Below are 20,230 nucleotides of genomic sequence, written 5' to 3'. Positions count from 1 at the left end.
CCGCCAGCGTTCAATCTGAGCCATGATCAAACTCTTCAGTTCAATACTGCTTGGGTTTTGAGAAAACCCTAAACTTGGCTCAGCAATCGCAAATAAACTCTCGAATTCACGAGTGTTACTTGTGTTGCTGATAATCAGTCGACCACCAGATAAACTCTCGAATTCACGAGTGTTACTTGTGTTGCTGATAATCAGTCGACCACCAGTCTTACATCACAAGCACCCACACGAATTGCTTGATTCAAATTGTTAAAGAGCAATTTCGATTAAGCCTTTCGTCTCAACCGAGGCCGCGCATTCTACAGCAGCCTTTCTATCTGTCAAGCTGTTTTTCGAAGAATTTTTTCTTTCTACTCAACAACTTAGCGCTTCAGTTGACTTCGTCTTCTTCAGCGAGGGGCGCATTCTACATCACCCCGACACCGCGTCAAGTTGTTTTTTGAAAATTTCTTTTCGTTTCAACAACTTACTCGCTTCAGCGGAGCGTTCCGCTTCAGCGAGGCGCGCATTCTACATGAGCGAGGATGGGTGTAAACCCCCATTTTGAAAAAAGCTGAATCTTTTGTTCAAACGGTCAGGAATCACCCTTTCCCTCTCTATATATAGGAAGGGTCAGATAACCTGCTTGTCGCGCAGCGTAGCGATAGCGCCGCCGTCCAGCCCCAGTACCCGCGCGAGCACTTCATCAGTGTGTTCGCCCAAGCGCGGCGGCGCGAGGCGGTATTCCACAGGGGTGTCGGACAACCGCAGCGGGCTCGCCACCTGGGCAACCAGCCCCGACAGCGCGTGCGGCAGCTCCACCTTCAAGCCACGGGCCAGCACCTGGGGATCCTCGAACACTGCCGCCAGGTCGTTGATCGGCCCACAGGGCACGCCAACCTCCTCCAGCGCCGCCACCCATTCGGCCGTGGTCTTGAACACAGTGGCCTGGCGGATCAGCGGAATCAGCTCGGCCCGGTTCGCCACCCGCGCCTTGTTGGAAGAAAAACGCGAGTCGTCAGCCCACTCCCGGTGGCCGGCTACCTCGCAGAACTTGCGGAACTGCCCATCGTTGCCGACGGTGAGGATGAAATCCCCGTCTGCGGTGGGGAAGTCCTGATACGGGACGATATTGGGGTGCGCATTCCCCAGCCGGCGCGGTGCGTTGCCCGTGGTGAGGAAGTTCATCGCCTGGTTGGCCAGGCAGGCTACCTGCACGTCCAGCAGCGCCATGTCGATGTGCTGGCCACGCCCGGTCGTCTCCCGCGCGGTCAATGCCGCGAGGATGGCGACAGAGGAATACAGCCCGGTGAGGATATCGGTCAGCGCCACCCCCACTTTCACCGGCCCGGCGCCCTCCTCCACGTCCGAGCGCCCGGTCAGGCTCATCAGCCCGCCCAGCCCCTGGATCATGAAGTCGTAGCCCGCACGCTTGGCGTAAGGCCCGAACTGGCCGAAGCCGGTGATGGAGCAATAGATGAGACGCGGATTGATCGCCTTCAGGGATTCATAGTCCAGCCCATAAGCGGCCAGCCCACCCACCTTGAAGTTCTCGATGAGGATGTCCGACTCCGCCGCCAGCTTGCGCACCAGCGCCTGCCCTTCGGCCTGGGTGAAGTCGATGGTCACTGATTGCTTGTTGCGGTTGGCGGAGAGGAAGTACGCCGCCTCGCTGGTATCCCGGCCATCGGCGTCCTTCAAGTAGGGCGGCCCCCAGGAACGCGTGTCATCCCCCGCGCCCGGGCGCTCCACCTTGATCACCTCGGCGCCCAGGTCGGCGAGTATCTGCCCGGCCCAGGGGCCAGCCAGCACGCGGGAGAGATCGAGCACGCGGATATGCGAAAGGGCACCGGCCATGGAATCACCTGAAGGAGGAAGTAAAGGCAGGCACCACTCCCTCTATATATAGAAGGAGTGGCAGGCCATGGATCAGAAGAACGCCTGGATGCCGGTCTGCGCACGGCCGAGGATCAGCGCGTGCACGTCATGGGTGCCCTCGTAGGTGTTCACCACTTCCAGGTTCACCAGGTGACGGGCAATGCCGAACTCGTCGGAGATGCCGTTGCCACCCAGCATGTCGCGGGCCAGGCGGGCGATGTCCAGCGCCTTGCCGCAGCTGTTGCGCTTCATGATGGAGGTTATCTCCACGGCGGCGGTGCCCTCGTCCTTCATGCGACCCAGGCGCAGGCAGCCCTGCAGGGCCAGGGTGATCTCGGTCTGCATATCGGCCAGCTTCTTCTGGATCAGCTGGTTGGCAGCCAGTGGGCGCCCGAACTGGTGGCGGTCCAGCACATATTGGCGCGCGGTGTGCCAGCAGAACTCGGCAGCGCCCAGGGCACCCCAGGAGATGCCATAGCGAGCGGAGTTCAGGCAGGTGAACGGCCCCTTCAGGCCACGCACCTCGGGGAAGATGTTCTCTTCCGGTACGAACACGTTATCCATCACGATCTCACCGGTGATGGACGCCCGCAGGCCCACCTTGCCGTGGATGGCCGGAGCGCTCAGGCCTTCCCAGCCCTTCTCCAGCACGAAGCCACGGATATCGCCGGCATCGTCCTTGCCCCAGACCACGAAGACATCGGCGATCGGGCTGTTGGTGATCCACATCTTGCTGCCGCTGAGGCGATAGCCACCGTCCACCTTGCGCGCGCGGGTGATCATCGAGCCCGGGTCGGAACCGTGGTTCGGCTCGGTCAGGCCGAAGCAGCCGATCCACTCGCCGCTGGCAAGCTTGGGCAGGTACTTCTGCTTCTGCGCCTCGCTGCCGAATTCGTTGATCGGCACCATCACCAGGGACGACTGCACGCTCATCATCGAGCGGTAGCCGGAATCGACACGCTCCACCTCGCGGGCGATCAGGCCGTAGCACACGTAGTTCAGGCCGCTACCGCCGTACGCCTCCGGGATGGTCGCGCCCAGCAGGCCGACATCACCCATCTCACGGAAGATCGCCGCGTCGGTCTTCTCATGACGGAAGGCTTCCAGCACGCGGGGGGCCAGCTTGTCCTGGGCGAACTGCTCGGCGCTGTCGCGCACCATGCGCTCTTCTTCCGTCAGTTGCTGGTCCAGCATCAGCGGGTCGATCCAGTTGAAAGCAGCTTTGGCAGCCATGGAGGAATCCTCGGTAAGCGGTGGATGCGGAACGGGTCGCGCCCGTCTTGTCGTATGCATTCATCCTAGACAGTGCTGGGCGAGAGGGGCAAACGAGGATTTCGCACCCTCTTGTGCTAATTTCTCACTCCGAAACCGCCATGACCGCCATTTAAGCCGCTCAATTGTGAGGCAGAGGTACAGCATGCGTCGCAAGATCCCCAGCACCAGCGCCCTGATCGCCTTCGAGTCCGCCGCGCGGCACCAAAGCTTCACCAAGGCCGCCGAAGAACTGGCCCTGACCCAGAGCGCGGTCTGCCGGCAGATCGGCGGGCTGGAAGAATTCCTCGGCCTGGAGCTGTTCCGCCGCTCGCGCCGTGGCGTGAAGCTCACCGAAGCCGGCCTCGCCTACTCCCGGCGCATCGCCACCCAGCTGGATGCCGTGGAACGCGACACCCTCGCCGTGATGGGCCAGCAGGGCGCCATGGCCATCGAGCTGGCCGTGGTGCCCACCTTCGGCACCCAGTGGCTGGTCCCCCGGCTGGCGGACTTCCAGCGCCTGCACCCGGAAGTGACGGTCAACCTCACCAACCGCACCCGCCCCTTCCTCTTCGCCGACACCGCCTTCGACGCCGCGCTCTACTTCGGCGACGCCGACTGGTCCGGCACCGAATCCCACTTCCTCATGCACGAACTCTCGGTGCCGGTGTGCAGCCCGCGCCTGCTGGAGGGCCGCGAGCGGCTCAGCGCCAGCGAGATCGCCCGGCTGCCGCTGCTGCAGCAAACCACCCGCCCCTATGCGTGGCGCCAATGGTTCGGCTCCCTCGGCCTCAACGTCGCTCGCGACATGAGCGGCCCGCGCTACGAGCTGTTCTCCATGCTCGCCCAGGCGGCCACCCACGAGATGGGCATCGCCCTCATCCCGCCCTTCCTGATCCAGCGCGAGCTGGCCGACGGCAGCCTGGTCACCGCCCTGGACCACAGCTTCCGCAGCGACAAGGCCTATTACCTGATCATCCCCGAGCGCAAGGTCGAGTCCGCCGCCCTTGGCGCCTTCCGCGACTGGCTGGTGGAAGCCGCGCGCCTCTATCGCCAGCAGGCCGGGCAGGACTGAGACGCCAGCCCCCGGCACTGTCACGCAAAGTAGCAGCGCACCCCGCCAGGTCATCCCACGCCGGCGCCCGCACCCTGAAAAGCCCCCGCAAAGCCCCGCCCGGGCGATGGCATCACCCACCCGGGTGATAGGCGAAATCGCCCGTTCAGGCAGTTATGGGCAGACTTTCGGCTGATTAGCATGAGGCCTCCTTCATCCTTCACTGGAGAGCCGCATGACAACAAGAACAATGCGCGGAATCTTCCGGCCGCACGCGCTGGCCGCCGCCGTGGCACTGGGGTGCACCGCCCCCGCCTTCGCCATCACCTTCAACATCGGGGAAATAGAAGCGCAGTTCGACTCGTCGCTGTCCGTCGGCGCGAGCTGGGGCACCCGCGCGCCGGACCCGGAATTCATCTCCGTCGCCAGCGGGGGCGAAGCGCTGTCGCGCACCTCCGATGACGGCCGCCTGAACTTCAAGAAGGGCGAAACCTTCTCGAAGATATTCAAGGGCATCCACGACCTCGAGCTGAAGTACGGCGACACCGGCGTCTTCATCCGCGGCAAGTACTGGTACGACTTCGAGCTGAAGGACGAGCACCGCGAGTTCTACGACATCGACGACCACAACCGCAAAGAGGGCGCCAAATCCTCCGGCGCGCAGATCCTCGACGCCTTCATCTACCACAACTACAACCTGGGCGACCTGCCCGGCAGCGTGCGCGTGGGCAAGCAGGTGGTCAGCTGGGGCGAGAGCACCTTCATCGGCAACTCGATCAACAGCATCAACCCCATCGACGCCGCCGCCTTCCGCCGTCCCGGCGCCGAGATCAAGGAAGGCCTCATCCCGGTCAACATGATCTACCTGTCCCAGAGCCTGACCGACAGCCTCTCGCTGGAAGCCTTCTACCAGCTGGAATGGGACCAGACGGTGGCCGACAACTGCGGCACCTTCTTCTCCACCGCCGACGTGGTCGCCGATGGCTGCACCGACCGCCTGATCGTCAACGGCCCGGACCTGCCGCCCGGCGTCTCGCCCAACAGCGGCGCCACCCTCTACATCCCCCGCGCCGGCGACAAGGACGCCCGCGACAGCGGCCAGTTCGGCGTCGCCATGCGCTGGTTCGTCCCGGAGTTCAACGACACCGAGTTCGGCGCCTATGCGATGAACTACCACAGCCGTGGCCCGATCTTCAGCACCATCCGCACCACCACCCCGAGCCTGGCAGTGATCCCCGGCGCCCCGGGCGCCCGCTACTTCATCGAATACCCCGAGGACATCCGCCTCTACGGCGTCAGCTTCCAGACCAACATCGAAGGCACCTCGGTCGCCGGTGAGCTGAGCTTCCGCCCCAACATGCCGCTGCAGCTCAACAGCACCGACCTGTCCTTCGCCGCCCTGGCCGTGCCCTCCTCGCCGATCTTCGAAAGCGGCCATGGCAGCAACACCGCCGGCGCCATCCTCCACGGCTACGAGCGCAAGCCCGTCACCCAGGCCCAGGTCACCGCCACCCAGTTCGTCGACCAGGTCATGGGCGCCAGCCGCCTCACCCTGGTGGCCGAGGTCGGCTACAACCACATCGGCGGCCTCGACGACGACATGGGCGAACTGCGCTACGGCCGCGACCCCATCTACGGCCCCGGCCAGCTCTCCTCGGCAGCCACCTGCCTGGCGCTCACCGCCACCAGCCCGGCGCAACGCGAGTGCAACGACAAGGGCTTCTACACCAGCAGCTCCTGGGGCTACCGCGCCCGCGCCGCCCTGGACTACAGCAACGTCTTCGCCGGCATCAACCTCACCCCCAGCGTCGCCTGGTCCCATGACGTCGACGGTTACGGCCCCAACTTCAACGAAGGCAGCAAGGCCATCAGCCTCGGCCTCAACGCCGAATACCAGAACACCTACACCGCCAGCCTCAGCTACACCGACTTCTTCGGCGGCCACTACAACACCACCACTGACCGCGACTTCATCGCCCTCAGTTTCGGCCTGAACTTCTGATCAACGACCGCATAGGACTCGCACAATGAGAACCACAAGAATCCTGCAAGGCGGTGTGCTGGCCCTCAGCCTGCTGGCCGCCACCGTGATGGCCGCGGTATCGCCCGACGAAGCGGCCAAGCTCGGCACCAGCCTCACCCCGCTGGGCGCCGAGAAGGCCGGCAACGCTGACGGCAGCATCCCCGAGTGGACCGGTGGCCTGCCCAGGAACGCCGCGCCGATCGACGCCAATGGCTTCCTCGCCGACCCCTTCGCCAGCGAGAAGCCGCTCTTCACCATCACCGCCGCCAACGCCGCGCAGTACAAGGACAAGCTCTCCGAAGGCCAACTGGCGATGTTCAAGCGCTACCCCGAGACCTACAAGATCCCGGTCTACACCACCCACCGCACCGCCGCCGCGCCGGAGGCCATCTACGCCGCCGCCAAGCAGAGCGCGGTCAACACCCAGCCGGTGGATGGCGGCAACGGCCTCTCCAACTTCGCCGCCAGCCACTACTACGCCTTCCCCATTCCCAAGGACGGCGTCCAGGTGCTGTGGAACCACATCACCCGCTACCGCGGCGGCAACGCCCGGCGCCTGGTGGTGCAGGTCACCCCGCAAACCAACGGCTCCTTCTCCCCGGTGCAGTTCCAGGACGAAGTCGCCTTCCCCGGCGACATGACCGACCTCGACCAGGACAAGGCCGCCAACATCCTCCTCTACTTCAAGCAACGGGTCCTCGCGCCCTCGCGCCTGGCGGGCAACGTGCTGCTCGTCCACGAGACCATCGACCAGGTCAAGGAGCCGCGCCTGGCGTGGATCTACAACGCCGGCCAGCGCCGCGTGCGCCGCGCGCCCCAGGTCGCCTACGACGGCCCCGGCACCGCCGCCGACGGCATGCGCACCGCCGACAACTTCGACATGTTCTCCGGCGCGCCCGATCGCTACGACTGGAAGCTCATCGGCAAGAAGGAGATGTACATCCCCTACAACAGCTACAAGCTCGACTCCACCTCCCTCAAGTACAAGGACATCGTCCAGGCCGGCCACATCAACCAGGACCTGACCCGCTACGAGCTGCACCGCGTCTGGGAAGTCGAAGCCACGCTGAAATCCGGCGAGCGGCACATCTACGCCAAGCGCCACATGTACATCGATGAAGACAGCTGGCAGGTGGCCCTGGTGGACCACTACGACGGTCGCGGCCAGCTCTGGCGCGTCGGCGAAGGCCATGCCGAGTACCACTATGGCCAGCAGGTGTCCGGCTACACCCTGGAAGCCCTGTACGACATCATCGCCGGCCGCTACATCGCCCTGGGCCTGAAGAACGAGGAGAAGCACGGCACCGAATTCGGCTTCAAGGCCAGCGGCGCCGACTACACCCCGGCCGCCCTGCGCAACGCCGGCATCCGCTGATCCAACCACAGCTCCAACCGCTGCAAACGCGCCCCGGCCTGTCCGGGGCGCGTGCGTTCCGGGGTTGCGTTATGGCGCACAATCATTCCCGGCCATAGCGCTTCAACTGTAGCCGCCTTGGGTCTAGTCTCAACGACCACGGTTCATCCCATAACAACAACACCCGCGAGAACCGCCATGCCCCGCAGCAGCTCCGGCGTTCCGTCCGTTCGCGCCCCCCACCCCAGCATTCCGCGCCTGCCGCCGGCCCACGTGCCGCGCCCCCGGCTCACCGAACGCCTGCTCGCCGAACAGAGCCGCCTGCGCCTGCTCTGCGCCCCCGCCGGCTTCGGCAAGAGCGTGCTGTTCAGCGAACTGCTGCTGGGCCTGCGCGACTCGGGCCAGGTGCTCTGGCTCAACCTCGCCGGCCAGGCGCTGCAACCCCAGCAACTGGTCGCGCAGATCGCCACCGCCCTGCAGCGCCCGGTGCCCGACCTGCCTGCGCCACTGGCCCTGCTGCAACTGCTGGACGGCGGCAACCAACCCCTCTGGCTGGTGCTCGACGACTACCCCAGCCAGCCGCCCGCCGAGCTCGACGCCTGCATCGACCAGCTCCTCGCCCGCGCCCTGCCCAACCTGCAGCTGCTGGTCAGCGCCCGCCAGCGGCCGGACTGGAACCTGCCGCGGCTGTTGCTGGCCGGCGAGCTGCAGGAGCTCGACGCCACCCAGCTCGCCCTCACCCGTGACGAGCTGGAGCGCCTGGTCGACCAGCTCGCCCCCCAGGCCAGCGAAGCCCAGCGCCAGGAGCTCTGGGAAGAAAGCGAAGGCTGGTGCGCCGGCACCCGCCTGCAACTGTCCAGCCGCAACCATCCCCACGCCGGCAACGCGGCAGCCACCACCCACTGCTGGCTCAAGGAATACCTCGACCACGAACTCCTCGCCCGCCTGGGTGAGGAGGAAGCCCGCTGCCTGTTCGCCCTGGTCCACCTGCCCAAGGTCTCTGCCGACCTGTGCCGCCAGCTCTGGGAAGAAAGCGACGGCGCCGACCTGTTCTCGCGCCTGCTCGCCCGCCAGGCCTTCTTCATGCCGCTGGACGACGACGGCCACTGGTACCGGGTACTCCCGGCCGTGGCCAAGGTCCTGCGCAACCGCATCTCCGCCACCGCCGCCGCGCACCTGCACCTGGCCACCTGCCGCGTATTCATCGCCGCCGGCCAGGTGGAAGACGCCATCGAGCAAGCGCTCTGCGCCGGGCAACCGGAAGTCGCCGCCAACTACCTGGAGCACCTGGGCCAGGAATGGCTCACCGGTGAGCAACACCTCGCCCACCTGCTGGCCTGGCGCGGCCGCCTCCCCGCCCTGCTGCTGGAAAGCACGCCGCGCCTGCTCACCCTCAACGCCTGGGCCCTGCTGCTGGCCTGGCGCCTGGACGAAGCCGAAGACTGCATCCACAAGCTCGGCCGCTTCCTGCCCCAGGCCGATGCCCGCCGCAACCGCAAGCTGCTGGCCAACTGGCAGGCCCTGCACGGCGTGCTCGGCGCCCTGCGCGGCCGCCCCGGGCAGGACGCCGCGCTGCACTGCCAGCAAGCCCTGGAGCACCTGCCCGAGCGGGACTGGATGCCGATCCTGCTGTGCCACTCCGCCCTCGCCCGCATCGCCATGGCCAGCGGCCAGCCCGACCTCGCCCCGGTGCGCCTGCACGACGCCCTGGAGATCGCCCGGCGCCAGGGCAGCCTGCTGTTCGAAACCCTGATCAACCTCGACCGCACCCGCCTGCTGCTGCTGCGCGGCGAGTTCGCCCGCGCCCAGGGGCTGGTCACCCAGAGCTTCGCCCTGATCGGCCAGCGCAAGGCGGTGGACGGCCTGCTGCTCGGCCGACTGCACCTGATCCAGGGCGAACTGCACCTGATCCACGGCCGCCTCGACGAAGGCGAAGCCGAACTGCGCATCGGCCTGGCACAAGCCCTGGAATGCGCCGACCCCTTCGCCCTGCACGGCTACCTCGGGCTGGCCGAGCTCTGCTCGCGGCGCGGCGAGTTCGACCAGGCCTTCGTCCACCTGCGTGATGCCGAGCGGGAGATGCATTGCCGCCAGGTCTGGCGGCTGTCCTTCAACGGCGTGCTCAGCCTGCAGAGCATGCGCGTGCTCGGCCGCCAGCAACGCTGGGACCGCGTCGAACCCGTGGGCCTGCGCATCCAGCGCTACTTCGAAGGCGACAGCCCCTGGATGCCACCGCTGGACTACCCCACCCTGCCGCTGCGCAACCTACTCCTGCTGGCCCGTGTGCACCTCGCAGAAGGGCGCGCCGAACAGGCCGAGGCCATGCTGCGCCCGCTGCTGCAGCGCTGCGAATTCCTCCAGTTCCGGCCGCTGGCCTGTGAAGTGGGCCTGGCCCTGGCCGAAGCGGCGCGCTGGCTCGGCCTCGAAGACGCCGCCAACCTGGAGCGCGATGCCCGGCAACAGGCCGCGAGCCTCGGCATGCAGGGCCTGCTGCAGGAATGGCCGGCCGCCGGCAGTGCCACCGGGCGCCCCGGCGTGGCGGGCGAGACCGACAACAGCAACCTGCTCAGCCAGCGCGAACGCTCGGTGCTGCAACTGCTCGCCGAAGGCTTCTCCAACCAGGAGATCGGCAGCTACCTGTTCATCTCGGTGAACACGGTGAAAACCCACACCAAGAAGATCAACAGCAAGCTCGGCGTGAAGCGCCGCACCCAAGCGGTGATGCGCGCCAAGAGCCTCGGCCTGCTGGTTTGAGGCCCACCCGCGACAATCCACCACAGGGCGCGTCCGCCCTGCCTGTACATACCCCTCTGGAATGGGCCTTTCGAGGGCATTTGACCCTGTAGTCAACTATTCATCAAAGCTACAGAAGCCCCGTTTTCCAGACACTTATGGCAACTATAAAAAACGCTGACTAACAGTCGCGCCGCCAATAACGGCAGGATGTCGCGGCCTCCCCAGTGGGTCCGGCATGGCCTGATGGACAGCCATTCATGTCAGGGATGTCATTTCCCGCCCACAGGGCCTCCGGATAGGCTTCGCAGCCAGTCCGGGCGGTGCTTTGAATCAAATGGCCGTTTCACCGGTCAATTGGTGACTTGTAGTTACTGCCGCGTTTAGCTTCAGAACTCCTTGAAGCACTCGCGGTTCGCCTGCAAAATGCCGCGCCCGCCGGTTCGCACCCTGTGCACCAGCGGTTTTGTGCTGATCCGCCCCCGCCAGAGCGCCAACGTAGTGCGCTGGTCAATCACAACGATCACGCAGGAGAATTTACGTGCACATCGGTGTTCCTCTCGAAACCCTGGCCGGTGAAACGCGGGTAGCCGCGACTCCCGAGACCATCAAGAAACTGATCGGCCAAGGCCATCAGGTCACCGTCCAGAGCGGTGCCGGCGTCAGCGCCAGCATCACCGACGCGGCCTATGAAGCCGTCGGCGCCACCATCGGCAGCGACGCCGCCGCCTTCGGCGCCGACCTGGTGCTGAAGGTCGTGGCCCCGTCCGACGCCGAACTGGCCCTCATGAAGGCCGGTGCCGTGCTGGTCGGCATGCTCAACCCGTTCAGCAACGAGACCATCGCGCGCATGAATGCCCGCGGCATCACCGCCTTCGCCCTCGAAGCGGCGCCGCGCACCTCCCGCGCCCAGAGCCTCGACGTGCTGTCGTCCCAGGCCAACATCGCCGGCTACAAGTCCGTGCTGCTGGCCGCGCACCACTACCCGCGCTTCATGCCGATGCTGATGACCGCCGCCGGTACCGTTAAGGCCGCGCGCATCCTCATCCTCGGTGCCGGCGTTGCCGGCCTGCAGGCCATCGCCACGGCCAAGCGCCTGGGTGCGGTGATCGAGGCGTCCGACGTACGCCCCGCGGTGAAAGAGCAGATCGAATCCCTCGGCGCCAAGTTCGTCGACGTTCCCTTCGAGACCGACGAAGAGCGCGAATGCGCCCAGGGCGTTGGCGGTTACGCCCGCCCGATGCCGGCCTCCTGGATGGAGCGCCAGGCCAAGGCGGTGCACGAGCGCGCCAAGCAGGCCGACATCGTCATCACCACCGCACTGATCCCGGGCCGCAAGGCACCGACCCTGCTGCACGAGGCGACCGTCGCCGAAATGAAGCCGGGCTCCGTGGTCATCGACCTGGCAGCGGCCCAAGGCGGCAACTGCCCGCTGACCGAGGCCGAGCAGGTCGTGGTCAAGCACGGCGTCACCATCGTCGGCTACAGCAACCTCGCGGCCCTGGTGCCGGCGGACGCTTCGGCCCTCTATGCGCGCAACCTGCTGGACTTCCTCAAGCTGGTCCTCGACAAGGACGGCCAGTTCCACGTCAACCTCGAAGACGACATCGTCGCCGCGTGCCTGATGTGCCGCGACGGGCAAGTCGTCCGCACCAACGGCTAAGGGGCAGCGGACATGGATATGATTTCTGACGGCATCTACAACCTGATCATCTTCGTGCTGGCGATCTACGTCGGCTACCACGTGGTCTGGAACGTCACCCCCGCCCTGCACACCCCGCTGATGGCCGTGACCAACGCCATCTCGGCGATCGTGATCGTCGGCGCCATGCTGGCTGCCGCCCTCACCGTCACCCCGCTGGGCAAGGCAATGGGCACCCTGGCCGTGGCCCTGGCCGCGGTCAACGTCTTCGGTGGCTTCCTGGTCACCCGACGCATGCTGGAAATGTTCAAGAAGAAAGCGCCCAAGGCGTCGGCGGAGAAGCACTGACCATGAGCATGAACCTGATCACTGTTCTCTACCTCGTCGCCTCGGTGTGCTTCATCCAGGCACTCAAAGGCCTGTCGCACCCGACTACGTCCCGTCGCGGCAACCTGTTCGGCATGATCGGCATGGCCATCGCCGTGCTCACCACCATCGGCCTGATCTGGAAGCTGGGCGCCGAGCTGGCCACCCAGGGCATCGGCTACGTCATCGTCGGCCTGCTGGTCGGCGGCACCGCCGGCTCGATCATGGCCAAACGCGTTGAAATGACCAAGATGCCGGAGCTGGTCGCCTTCATGCACAGCATGATCGGCCTGGCCGCCGTGTTCATCGCCATCGCCGCCGTCATCGAGCCGCAATCCCTGGGCATCGTTGCCGCCCTGGGTGATGCGATCCCGGCCGGTAACCGCCTGGAGCTGTTCCTCGGTGCAGCCATCGGCGCCATCACCTTCTCCGGCTCGGTGATCGCCTTCGGCAAGCTCTCGGGCAAGTACAAGTTCCGCCTGTTCCAGGGTGCCCCGGTCCAGTTCAAGGGCCAGCACCTGGTCAACCTGGTAGTCGGCCTGGCCATCATCGGCCTGGGCCTGTACTTCACCCTCACCGGTGACATCCGTGCCTTCGCCCTGCTGGTGGCCCTGTCCTTCGTCATCGGCGTGCTGATCATCATCCCGATCGGCGGTGCCGACATGCCGGTCGTGGTGTCGATGCTCAACAGCTACTCGGGCTGGGCGGCGGCCGGTATCGGCTTCTCGCTGAACAACTCGATGCTGATCATCGCCGGCTCGCTGGTGGGTTCGTCCGGCGCAATCCTCTCGTACATCATGTGCAAGGCGATGAACCGCTCGTTCTTCAACGTCATCCTCGGTGGTTTCGGCGGTGCGGCAGAAGCGGCCGGCCCGGCTGGCGCCCAGGAAGCCCGCCCGGTGAAATCCGGTTCGAGCGACGACGCCGCCTTCCTGCTGACCAACGCCGACACCGTCATCATCGTCCCCGGCTACGGCCTGGCGGTGGCCCGTGCCCAGCACGCGCTGATGGAACTGGCCGAGAAGCTGACCCACCGCGGCGTGACCGTGAAGTACGCGATCCACCCGGTTGCCGGCCGTATGCCGGGCCACATGAACGTCCTGCTGGCCGAGGCCGAAGTGCCTTACGAGCAGGTGTTCGAGATGGAAGACATCAACTCCGAGTTCGGCCAGGCCGACGTGGTCCTGGTGCTCGGCGCCAACGACGTGGTCAACCCCGCCGCGAAGAACGACCCGAAGTCGCCGATCGCCGGCATGCCGATCCTCGAGGCCTACAAGGCCAAGACCGTGATCGTCAACAAGCGCTCGATGGCCAGCGGCTACGCCGGCCTGGACAACGAACTGTTCTACCTCGACAAGACCATGATGGTCTTCGGCGACGCCAAGAAGGTCATCGAAGACATGGTCAAGGCGGTCGACTGACCCCTGCCCCGCACCACCGAAAACCCCGGCCACGCGCCGGGGTTTTCTTTTATGGGGGGATTTCTGTGGGAGCGAATCCATCCGCGAAGCAGACCGCAGGGCTGCCTGGAAATCCCACCCCCTGAGAAGCGCTTCGCGAATGAATGCGCGCCTACCCCCTCCGTCCTGCCCTTCATTCATGCGCGCGCTCTTCGACCTTGGTATAGAAGGCGGCGGCCCTCGGAGCCCCTAGACTGCGCGGCTCGTTTCCCCCGTTGCCCGAGGTTCCCCCATGCACCCTGATCGCGTACGCCTGCCCTCGCTGCTGGGCAAGGTAATGAGTGCGGCCGATGCCGCGTCCCTCATCGAAGACGGCATGACCATCGGCATGAGCGGCTTCACCCGCGCCGGCGAGGCCAAGGCCGTGCCCCGGGCGCTGGCCGAGCGCGCCAGGCAGCAGCCGCTGCAGATCACCCTGATGACCGGGGCGAGCCTGGGCAACGACCTCGACAAGCAACTCACCGAAGCCGGCGTACTGGCCCGGCGCATGCCCTTCCAGGTGGACAGCACCCTGCGCAAGGCGATCAACGACGGCAGCGTCATGTTCATCGACCAGCACCTGTCGGAAACCGTCGAACAGCTGCGCAACCACCAGCTCAAGCTGCCGGACATCGCCGTCATCGAGGCCGTGGCCATCACCGAGGAAGGCCACATCGTGCCCACCACCTCCGTGGGCAACTCCGCCAGCTTCGCCATCTTCGCCAAGCGCGTGATCGTCGAGATCAACCTGGCGCACGACACCAACCTCGAAGGCCTGCACGACGTCTACATCCCCACCTACCGGCCGACCCGCACGCCCATCCCCCTGACCCGCGTGGACGACCGCATCGGCACCACCGCCATCCCGATCCCCCCGGAGAAGATCGCCGCCATCGTCTTCACCGAACAGCCGGACTCGCTCTCCACCGTGCTGCCGCCGGATGCCGAGACCCAGGCCATCGCCGACCACCTGATCGCCTTCTTCGGCCGCGAGGTCGAGGCCGGGCGCCTGTCCAACAGCCTGGCGCCCCTGCAGGCCGGCATCGGCAGCATCGCCAACGCCGTGATGTGCGGGCTGATCGACTCACCCTTCCAGGACCTCAGCATGTACTCCGAGGTGCTGCAGGACTCCACCTTCGACCTGATCGACGCCGGCAAGCTCAGCTTCGCCTCCGGCAGCTCCATCACCCTCTCCGCGCGCCGCAACGCCGACGTCTTCGGCAACCTCGAGCGCTACAAGGACAAGCTCGTGCTGCGCCCGCAGGAGATCTCCAACCACCCCGAAGTGGTGCGCCGCCTGGGCATCATCGGCATCAACACTGCCCTGGAGTTCGACCTCTACGGCAACGTCAACTCCACCCACGTCGGCGGCACGAAGATGATGAACGGGATCGGCGGCTCGGGGGACTTCGCCCGCAACGCCCACCTGGCGATCTTCGTCACCAAGTCCATCGCCAAGGGCGGCGCCATCTCCAGCGTGGTGCCCATGGTCAGCCACGTGGACCACACCGAGCACGACGTCGACATCCTCGTCACCGAACAGGGCCTGGCCGACCTGCGCGGCCTGGCGCCCCGCGAGCGCGCCCGGGTGATCATCGACAACTGTGTGCACCCCGATTTCCGCGCCGCGCTGGGGGACTACTTCGAGCGCGCCTGCGCCAAGGGCGGCCACACCCCCCACCTGCTGCGCGAAGCCATGGACTGGCACATCAACCTGGAAGAAACCGGGCGCATGCTCGCCAGTTGAACACCGGTACAGCAGGCTTTTTACTGACATACAGGTCAAAAAACAGCTTGCGGTGAAAAGCCAACTGTACTGCTGACAAACCCTGCCGAAGTTCACTTCGGCAGGTAAAACTGCGGTTTCTAGTCTTTTGCCGAGGGTTTCAACGGGGCACCATTACAGCTGATCGAAATATTGCCGGCACAGTTAGTTAGCTTGCTCAGTACTACCCGTACAATTTCAATCAGCTGTGACTACAGGGTCGTTTGTTCTGGACAGAAAATAGGCACCAGACAAACCCCTCTAGCCCCGCCACAAGCGGGAAGGAAGCGCCACCATGGAACGTACCCTCAGTTCCGACCTGATCTTCAACACCGAATCGACCGTCAAAGCCGCCTGGCCGCTGCGCGTCATCTCCACCCTGCTGATGTGGCAACGTCGTATCTCCAGCCGCCATCAGCTCGCGATGCTCGACTCCCGCCTGCTGGCCGACGCCGGCATCAGCGAGGCGCAGCGCGAACTGGAGCTGAACAAGCCCTTCTGGCGCTAAGCCCGAAGCGGCGCCAGCCGCACTGCAACACCTGACAGAACCCGCCGCAGAGGTATTGCCGGCGGGTTTCGTTTTTTCAGGGCCTCGAAACGCGAACGGAACAGCCCGGCGCAATAAGGCCGATACAGTTGCCGCCCCGCAACCACTGACCCAATACAATTACGCCTTGCTGTCTCTGCCGCGCGGCGCACCCGCACGCCAATATGGTCTCCCATAACCCGAACCCGCCCTGGAGCGGGAAGGAAGACCGCCATGGAACGCAGCTTCGTTTCCCCTGCCCCCGCCGCCCCGTCCCTGCAACGCACCCCGCTGGCCATCCGCCTGTTCGCCCGCGTGGCCGAATGGCAGCGCAACATGCGCACCCGCCACCAGCTGGCACAGTTGAACGCGCAGCAACTGGCGGACATCGGGCTCAGCGAGTGCGACCGCAGCCAGGAGCTGGACAAGCCCTTCTGGCGCTAGGCAAGCAAGCCGTCGGGCACGGGGGCTTTTCGCCAGTACTGGAAGGGCCCCTGCCGCTTCGCTAGGCTTCACGCCATGGGGCGCCGCGCGTGCGGTGCCCTTCGTCCCGTACAGGAGTTATCCCCATGCCCCTTTCCCGCCTGCTTGGCGCGGCCACCCTGCTGGCCCTGGCCACCAGCGCCTCGGCCACCAGCTTCGTGGTCACCACTGATGCCGTCGTCGGTGCCGTCGGCGCCACCATGGATGCCACCTCGGATGTCACGTCCTCCCTGCGTGACGACAAGCTCGTGCTGGCCGCCCGCGACGACGCCGCCAGCTTCGTCGCCAGCTCCGGCGACATCCGTGGCGCGCGCCTGGAAGCCGCCCTCGTGCACATCCGCAGCGCCCAGCCGCAGCTGCTGGCCAGCGACCTGCAACTGGCCCAGGCCATCCTCGCCCTGTGACGCCCCTCCCGGCAGGCGCGCCCCGCGCCTGCCGGCCCTGGCCCTGAACCCCGCATTCCGCTAGCCTTGGCGCCCGCCGCGCCCCCGGCCCGGCAGCCCTTTGCGCCGCTTCGCTCGGTTGGAACTGCGCCCGGGGTTTTTCGTCCAATGACCCGTACAGTTTTCACCTTCGGAGAGACCCCATGCGCCGCACGCTGATCGCCGCCGCCACCGCCCTCACCCTCGTTGCCGGCGCCGTCCAGGCACAGACCCTGGTTGCCACCAGCAATATCATCGTCCGCGCCTTCGGCCGCAGCATCGACTTCACCTCCGACACCACCACCTCGGTGCGTGACATGAAGGTGGTCCGCGAGGCCCGTGACGACGCCGCCAGCTTCGTCGCCAGCTCCGGCAACATCCGTGGCGTGCAGCTGGAAGCCGCCTTCAGCACCCTGCGCGAGCGCCTGCCGGAGGCCCGCGACGCCAGCGACGAAGCCCTGGCCCAGGCCATCCTCGCCCTCTGATCAGCGCCTTGAACCCGCGCCTGCCCACTGTCCTGCGCTGGCTTTGCCTCGCGGGGATAGTGGCGAGCGCAACAGTTCGGGCCGACCTGCAACTGGACCTGAACAGTGACGGCCTGAGCGCGCCCCAGCGCCAGGCCAGCCAACAGTTGCTGGATGAAGCCCTCGCCGCCCTGCCGCCGAGCCTCATCCAGCGCCTCGACCGCCGCGTCGAGGTCACCTGGGCCGATGACCTGCCCGACAACGCCTACGGCCGCGCCACCCGTATCGACGCCCTCGACCTCAACCGCGCCCTGCTGCCGGCCCTGGCCGATGGCAGCGCCGCCACCGAGAAAACCAACCGCCCCCACGGCACCGTGCGCCGCGAACTGCTGGCCACCGTGCTCCACGAACTCACCCACCTCTATGACCGCGCCCGCTGGCGCACCGCGGCCGAGCGCAGCCAGCAGTTCCGCTGCGGCCTGGCGGCCAGCAGCACCGGCCTGGTGGGCCAGCGTGGCGAATGCCGGGGACAGGTGGCGCGCCGCTTCAGCCTCAGCGACGACCCGCGCCTGCTCGACCTCGCCGGCTGGCCGCAACAGGTCGGTCGCCGGGGCGCACGCGAAGCGGAGAACCACCAGGCCGCGCGCAGCCCGGATCTCTACGAACTGAGCAACCCGCGCGAATTCGTCGCGGTGAACATGGAGTACTTCCTCCTCGACCCCGCCTTCGCCTGCCGCCGCCCTGCGCTGTACCGCTACCTGCGCCAGCACTTCGGCTGGGCCCCGGCGCAGCAGGCCGAGTGCGGCAAGGACCTGGCCTACCTCAACGCCGGGCGCGACTTCGGCCGCCAGCCCCTGGGGCGCCTCGACCCCGAGCGGGTCTATGAGGTGGATTACCTGTTCGCCGAGGCCAACGACAACTGGGTCAGCCGCTGGGGCCACAGCATGCTGCGCCTGGTCATCTGCGCCCCCGGCCGGCCCCGTGGACCCGACTGCCGCCTCGACCTCGACCAGCACCTGGTGCTGTCCTACCGCGCCTTCGTCGGCGACGTGCAGCTTTCCAGCTGGGACGGCCTCACCGGCGCCTACCCCTCGCGCCTCTTCGTGCTACCGCTGTCCCAGGTGATCGACGAATACACCAAGGTGGAAATGCGCAGCCTCGCCTCGGTGCCGCTCAAGCTCGACCGCGAGCAGGTGGAGCAACTGGTGGAGCGCGCCGCCGAGATGCACTGGAGCTACGACGGCGACTACTGGTTCCTCTCCAACAACTGCGCGGTGGAAACCCTCAAGCTGCTGCGCAGCGGCACCGGCGACCCGCGCCTGAGCGACCTCGACAGCATCATGCCCAACGGCCTGCTGGCCCTGCTGGAAGGGCGCGGCGTGGCCGACCCGGAACCGCTGCGCGACCCCAGGGAAGCCCTGCGTCTGGGCTACCGCTTCGACTCCTTCCGCGACCGCTACCAGGCCATGTTCAGCATCGCCCGTGAACGCCTGAAGCTGCCGCAAGCCGACGTGGAAACCTGGCTCGACCTGCCCGGCGACCAGCGCCGCCCCTGGATCGCCAACGCCGACCTGCGCGCCAGCGCCGCCCTGCTGCTGCTGGAGCAGGCCGCCATGCGCAAGCAGATGCTGCTGGCCCAGGACGAGCTCAAGCGGCGCTACCTCGACAGCCGCGAGACGCTCGGCAACGCCGAGTTCTCCAAGGCTGGCGGCACCCTGGAGCAGATCCTCGCCAACAGCGGCTTCCTCAGCCGCCCGGCGGACATGCTCGAAGGTGGCTACGGCCTGCCCCAGACCAGCGAATGGCAGCGCCTGGAAGCCGAGAGCAGCAGCCGCCAGCTGAAGCTGCGTGGCCTCACCGATGATCTCGACCGCGAGCTGCACCAGCTCATCGACCCGCGCATCCTCGCCGAGCTGGACGCCGTGCAGCTCAACCTCGACCAGCTCAGCGCCCACCTGCGCCAGCTGCACAAGGACGCTGGCGGCATCGAGCTGCCCTGACGGCCTCGCCCTACAGACAGCCCCAGCGGTGGGCTGAAGCCCACCCTACGATCAAGGCGCAGGCCGATAAGGAATGAATGCTGCCGGAAACCATCCGCGTGGGTTTCGCTGCGCTCTACCCACCCTACGTATTGCCGCCACGCCGTGGCATGAGCCCCGTAGGTCGGGTGCAACCCGGCGTCCCGCACACAGAACCTTCGCGGGTTTCACCCGCCCTACGCAGGCGCTGCCGTGACGGATTGCAGCACCGTAGGATGGGTTGAGCGAAGCGATACCCATCACCGCGATGGTGAATGCGATGAGGGACTTCACACCGAGCGCAAAGCGTCTACGGCGGCTTTGTATCCGCTCAGCCCGACTGTTCTGTGATCCCATTGTTTAGCCACAGGGGCGGCATGGGCCGGCTACAGGGTCTCCTCCTGCTCCTCCGGCAGGCTCGGGTCCAGGTGCAGCCAGGGCAGGCGGCTGCGCACCCAGATGTGCCGGTCCGGCAGGGCCTGGGCCACGTCGTCCATCGTCGCGGTGGTCACATCCATGGTGTCCGGGGCCTGCTGGGTGAAGAGGCCGAGCAGGCAGCCACAGCAGCTGCAGAAGTACCGCGAGCAGCCGGGGGAGGAGTGGTATTCCGCTGGTTCGCCACGGGTCCAGGTGAAGGACGCCAGGGGCACGGTGATCCAGGTGGTGACGATGCCGCCGCTGGTGCGCCGGCAGTCCGAGCAATGGCAGTGGGCGATATCGCTGAGCGGGGCGTCGAAGCGGTAGCGCAGCCGTCCGCAATGGCAGCCGCCCATATGGACGTGGGTCATGGGTACATCCTCCTGTGCAGTGAGAAAACCTAGACGCTGAAATGC

16 protein-coding genes are annotated in these 20,230 nt (G+C 66.3%); 13 read left to right on the top strand and 3 right to left on the bottom strand.

Annotation, left to right across the window (positions count from 1 at the left end; all coding sequences use genetic code 11):
• Positions 1 to 612: 612 nt before the first annotated feature.
• On the bottom strand, positions 613 to 1,836 hold the full coding sequence (locus tag RTW82_RS04195) for a CaiB/BaiF CoA transferase family protein (protein ID WP_043243039.1): 1,224 nt from the start codon (positions 1,834 to 1,836) through the stop codon (positions 613 to 615).
• Between the two features lie 72 nt (positions 1,837 to 1,908).
• Entirely contained in the window at positions 1,909 to 3,090 is a 1,182-nt protein-coding gene (locus RTW82_RS04190) for an acyl-CoA dehydrogenase (protein ID WP_021217419.1), read from the bottom strand.
• Between the two features lie 184 nt (positions 3,091 to 3,274).
• On the opposite strand from RTW82_RS04190, the gene RTW82_RS04185 reads away from it, so the two are divergent.
• From RTW82_RS04185 to RTW82_RS04125, 13 genes are all read left to right on the top strand, one after another.
• Positions 3,275 to 4,183: a LysR family transcriptional regulator gene (locus RTW82_RS04185; protein WP_021217420.1), complete on the top strand. Its 909-nt coding sequence runs from the start codon at positions 3,275 to 3,277 to the stop codon at positions 4,181 to 4,183.
• A gap of 214 nt (positions 4,184 to 4,397) precedes the next feature.
• Entirely contained in the window at positions 4,398 to 6,164 is a 1,767-nt protein-coding gene (locus RTW82_RS04180) for a DUF1302 domain-containing protein (protein WP_316924329.1), read from the top strand.
• Between the two features lie 25 nt (positions 6,165 to 6,189).
• Positions 6,190 to 7,560 carry a DUF1329 domain-containing protein gene (locus RTW82_RS04175; RefSeq protein ID WP_031287008.1) on the top strand — a complete coding sequence of 457 codons (1,371 nt, stop codon included), beginning with the start codon at positions 6,190 to 6,192 and terminating at the stop codon, positions 7,558 to 7,560.
• Between the two features lie 177 nt (positions 7,561 to 7,737).
• Positions 7,738 to 10,293: a LuxR C-terminal-related transcriptional regulator gene (locus tag RTW82_RS04170; RefSeq protein WP_316924328.1), complete on the top strand. Its 2,556-nt coding sequence runs from the start codon at positions 7,738 to 7,740 to the stop codon at positions 10,291 to 10,293.
• Between the two features lie 520 nt (positions 10,294 to 10,813).
• The gene (locus RTW82_RS04165) at positions 10,814 to 11,935 is read left to right on the top strand and encodes a Re/Si-specific NAD(P)(+) transhydrogenase subunit alpha (protein WP_111263302.1); all 1,122 of its coding nucleotides are present in this window, start codon (positions 10,814 to 10,816) and stop codon (positions 11,933 to 11,935) included.
• Between the two features lie 12 nt (positions 11,936 to 11,947).
• Positions 11,948 to 12,262 carry an NAD(P) transhydrogenase subunit alpha gene (locus RTW82_RS04160; protein ID WP_021217425.1) on the top strand — a complete coding sequence of 105 codons (315 nt, stop codon included), beginning with the start codon at positions 11,948 to 11,950 and terminating at the stop codon, positions 12,260 to 12,262.
• Between the two features lie 2 nt (positions 12,263 to 12,264).
• Complete coding sequence (locus RTW82_RS04155) at positions 12,265 to 13,701, top strand: NAD(P)(+) transhydrogenase (Re/Si-specific) subunit beta (RefSeq protein ID WP_043243046.1); 1,437 nt, start codon at positions 12,265 to 12,267, stop codon at positions 13,699 to 13,701.
• A gap of 271 nt (positions 13,702 to 13,972) precedes the next feature.
• Positions 13,973 to 15,466, top strand: coding sequence for an acetyl-CoA hydrolase/transferase family protein (locus RTW82_RS04150; RefSeq protein WP_316924327.1), 1,494 nt, complete (start codon positions 13,973 to 13,975; stop codon positions 15,464 to 15,466).
• A gap of 313 nt (positions 15,467 to 15,779) precedes the next feature.
• A complete protein-coding gene (locus tag RTW82_RS04145) occupies positions 15,780 to 15,992 on the top strand; it encodes a DUF1127 domain-containing protein (RefSeq protein WP_021222302.1) in 213 nt (70 codons plus the stop codon).
• A 252-nt stretch (positions 15,993 to 16,244) separates the two neighbouring features.
• Complete coding sequence (locus RTW82_RS04140; RefSeq protein ID WP_173178208.1) at positions 16,245 to 16,454, top strand: DUF1127 domain-containing protein; 210 nt, start codon at positions 16,245 to 16,247, stop codon at positions 16,452 to 16,454.
• A gap of 125 nt (positions 16,455 to 16,579) precedes the next feature.
• Positions 16,580 to 16,897, top strand: a complete 318-nt coding sequence (locus tag RTW82_RS04135; protein WP_316924326.1) for a DUF2388 domain-containing protein — start codon at positions 16,580 to 16,582, stop codon at positions 16,895 to 16,897.
• 182 nt (positions 16,898 to 17,079) lie between these two features.
• Positions 17,080 to 17,400, top strand: coding sequence for a DUF2388 domain-containing protein (locus RTW82_RS04130; RefSeq protein ID WP_021222305.1), 321 nt, complete (start codon positions 17,080 to 17,082; stop codon positions 17,398 to 17,400).
• 20 nt (positions 17,401 to 17,420) lie between these two features.
• Positions 17,421 to 19,379, top strand: a complete 1,959-nt coding sequence (locus tag RTW82_RS04125; protein ID WP_316924346.1) for a DUF4105 domain-containing protein — start codon at positions 17,421 to 17,423, stop codon at positions 19,377 to 19,379.
• Between the two features lie 404 nt (positions 19,380 to 19,783).
• Here RTW82_RS04125 and RTW82_RS04120 read toward each other — a convergent pair whose 3' ends face one another.
• Positions 19,784 to 20,185 carry a GFA family protein gene (locus RTW82_RS04120; protein WP_316924325.1) on the bottom strand — a complete coding sequence of 134 codons (402 nt, stop codon included), beginning with the start codon at positions 20,183 to 20,185 and terminating at the stop codon, positions 19,784 to 19,786.
• Between the last annotated feature and the right edge of the window lie 45 nt (positions 20,186 to 20,230).

This window comes from Pseudomonas sp. zfem005 (genome assembly GCF_032621735.1).
Taxonomy (GTDB): Bacteria; Pseudomonadota; Gammaproteobacteria; order Pseudomonadales; family Pseudomonadaceae; genus Metapseudomonas; species Metapseudomonas solani.
The sequence above is the reverse complement of the archived record's forward strand: the minus strand, read 5'-3'. Positions and strand labels throughout refer to the sequence as shown.

Coding starts and splice junctions, on each gene's coding strand:
- RTW82_RS04195 (WP_043243039.1), bottom strand. CDS start 1,836: ATGGCCGGTGCCCTTTCGCATATCCGCGTGCTCGATCTCTCCCGCGTG.
- RTW82_RS04190 (WP_021217419.1), bottom strand. CDS start 3,090: ATGGCTGCCAAAGCTGCTTTCAACTGGATCGACCCGCTGATGCTGGAC.
- RTW82_RS04185 (WP_021217420.1), top strand. CDS start 3,275: ATGCGTCGCAAGATCCCCAGCACCAGCGCCCTGATCGCCTTCGAGTCC.
- RTW82_RS04180 (WP_316924329.1), top strand. CDS start 4,398: ATGACAACAAGAACAATGCGCGGAATCTTCCGGCCGCACGCGCTGGCC.
- RTW82_RS04175 (WP_031287008.1), top strand. CDS start 6,190: ATGAGAACCACAAGAATCCTGCAAGGCGGTGTGCTGGCCCTCAGCCTG.
- RTW82_RS04170 (WP_316924328.1), top strand. CDS start 7,738: ATGCCCCGCAGCAGCTCCGGCGTTCCGTCCGTTCGCGCCCCCCACCCC.
- RTW82_RS04160 (WP_021217425.1), top strand. CDS start 11,948: ATGGATATGATTTCTGACGGCATCTACAACCTGATCATCTTCGTGCTG.
- RTW82_RS04155 (WP_043243046.1), top strand. CDS start 12,265: ATGAGCATGAACCTGATCACTGTTCTCTACCTCGTCGCCTCGGTGTGC.
- RTW82_RS04150 (WP_316924327.1), top strand. CDS start 13,973: ATGCACCCTGATCGCGTACGCCTGCCCTCGCTGCTGGGCAAGGTAATG.
- RTW82_RS04145 (WP_021222302.1), top strand. CDS start 15,780: ATGGAACGTACCCTCAGTTCCGACCTGATCTTCAACACCGAATCGACC.
- RTW82_RS04140 (WP_173178208.1), top strand. CDS start 16,245: ATGGAACGCAGCTTCGTTTCCCCTGCCCCCGCCGCCCCGTCCCTGCAA.
- RTW82_RS04135 (WP_316924326.1), top strand. CDS start 16,580: ATGCCCCTTTCCCGCCTGCTTGGCGCGGCCACCCTGCTGGCCCTGGCC.
- RTW82_RS04130 (WP_021222305.1), top strand. CDS start 17,080: ATGCGCCGCACGCTGATCGCCGCCGCCACCGCCCTCACCCTCGTTGCC.
- RTW82_RS04120 (WP_316924325.1), bottom strand. CDS start 20,185: ATGACCCACGTCCATATGGGCGGCTGCCATTGCGGACGGCTGCGCTAC.